1 protein-coding gene is annotated in these 1,472 nt (G+C 37.3%); it reads left to right on the top strand.

From position 1 onward, the window contains the following. On the top strand, positions 1-1,472 hold a 1,472-nt coding region (locus AC1DG9_RS26970; protein WP_477635681.1), incomplete at both ends, for a bifunctional alpha,alpha-trehalose-phosphate synthase (UDP-forming)/trehalose-phosphatase.

Genomic DNA, 1,472 nt, shown 5'->3' with positions numbered 1-1,472 from the left:
GGTTAAAAAACTACTTGCCACGCTTAATCTTATTCCTGTCTTTTTAACCACAGACGAGATTAATTTATACTATGAAGGGTTTTCGAACGAGATACTCTGGCCTGTTTTTCACTACCTTACCACATATGCAAACTTTGAGCAAGACTATTGGGATTCATACAAATCTGTAAATGAAAAGTTTAAAGATGCAGCAATAGAAGCAGTTAATGATGGCGATACCATTTGGATACACGATTATCAGCTACTTCTTTTACCTTGCCTAATCAGAAGAGAAAAACCTTTGGTTACCATCGGTTTCTTTCAGCACATACCTTTTCCATCTTACGAAATTTTCAGATTGATCCCGTGGAGAGAAGAACTTATTTCAGGTATGCTTGGAGCGGATCTTCTGGGCTTCCATACCTTTGACGATGTAAGGCATTTTCTAAGTGCTGCATCAAGGCTATCAACTAGCAAGTTATCAGATAATGTGATCATTCACAAAGACCGGCAAGTTGTGGTAGAAGCCTTTCCAATGGGAATTGACGCTGATAAATTTGAAGAACTAACTATGCATGCAAAAGTAGCTAAGCACTCAGCTTCATTTAAAGCAAGTCAGGAGGGTCTTAAAATAATTCTAACTATCGACAGGTTAGATTACAGCAAAGGTATCATTCAACGTTTACAAGCTTTAGAACTATTACTTCAGCTCCATCCGGAATACAAAGAAAAGATAGCACTGTATATGATTGTAGTGCCATCAAGAGATACCGTTCCTAAATATAAAGAGCTTAGGGATCATATTGATCAACTGGTCGGTAACATTAATGCAAGGTTCAGGACAATAGACTGGGTACCCATTCATTATTTCTACAGATCATTTTCTGTTGAATTTCTTTCAGCTCTATATAGCACGGCCGACATCTGCCTGGTAACGCCCATGCGCGATGGAATGAATCTGGTGAGTAAAGAATATGTGGCCTCCCGTACAAATAACGATGGTGTTTTAGTTTTAAGCGAAATGGCTGGAGCATCTAAAGAATTAAATGATGCTTTAATAGTTAACCCTAATAACATTGGCGACATTATGCGGGCAATTGTACGGGCAATAGATATGCCTATTGAAGAACAAAATGCGCGTATGTCTAGTATGAGACATATCGTTAAAAAATTCAACATCCACCTGTGGGTTAAAAATTTTATGGATAAACTAAAAGAAGTAAAACAATTGCAAGAATCTCTATTAACAAAACACGCAGTACAATCAGTAAAAGATCAAATAGCATTAGATTATAAAAAATCAAAAGATCGATACATATTTTTAGATTACGATGGCACTCTGGTTGGTTTTCATGGCGATATAGACAAAGCTTCCCCAGATCAGGAACTATATGATATATTAAATAAACTGAGTTCTGATCCGGCAAATCGGGTAGTACTCATCAGTGGTCGCAGGTATCAAACCCTACAACAATGGTTCGGACATTTAAATC

Source organism: Pedobacter sp. 05L430 (genome assembly GCF_056397585.1).
Note: the sequence above shows the minus strand (reverse complement) of the source record. Positions and strands in the feature narration are given on the sequence as shown.